The organism is Mesorhizobium sp. M4A.F.Ca.ET.050.02.1.1 (assembly GCF_003997725.1).
Lineage (GTDB): Bacteria > Pseudomonadota > Alphaproteobacteria > Rhizobiales > Rhizobiaceae > Mesorhizobium.
On the sequence record NZ_RZSG01001505.1, the window covers coordinates 1 to 456 of the forward strand.

At 60.5% G+C, this 456-nt stretch carries 1 protein-coding gene; it reads left to right on the top strand.

The features are described 5' to 3' along the window. On the top strand, positions 1 to 453 hold a 453-nt coding region (locus EOA33_RS38385), incomplete at its 5' end, for an AMP-binding protein (protein ID WP_145989627.1). Positions 454 to 456 lie beyond the last annotated feature (3 nt).

The following is a 456-nucleotide window of genomic DNA, read 5'->3' on the forward strand; positions in this document are numbered from 1 at the left end:
ACGTTGCTTGAAGGGGCGACCCTGGTGCTAGCGCCACCGGCGGCACACAAAGACCCCGATGCGCTTGTAAAAGTGATCCTCAGCCAAAGGATCACCACTGCGCACTTTGTACCATCCATGCTGGTTAGCTTTATGGACACGACGGGCGCTGATCGCTGCACATCGCTGCAGCGTCTCGTGTGCAGTGGCGAGGCGCTTCCTGCCTCCGTCGCGCACAAAGTTCGACGCGTATTGCCTTTGACTGGCCTGCACAATCTGTACGGTCCCACGGAAGCTGCTATCGACGTTACAGCCTGGAGTTGCCCGGCTGACTTTGATGGGGCGATTGTCCCGATTGGCCGTCCGATAGCGAACACGCGGATCTACCTGCTGGACGGGCATGGTGCGCCGGTTCCGTTCAGGGCGGTGGGCGAGCTTTACATTGGCGGCGCACCATGCCCGTCCAGCAGGTAGATC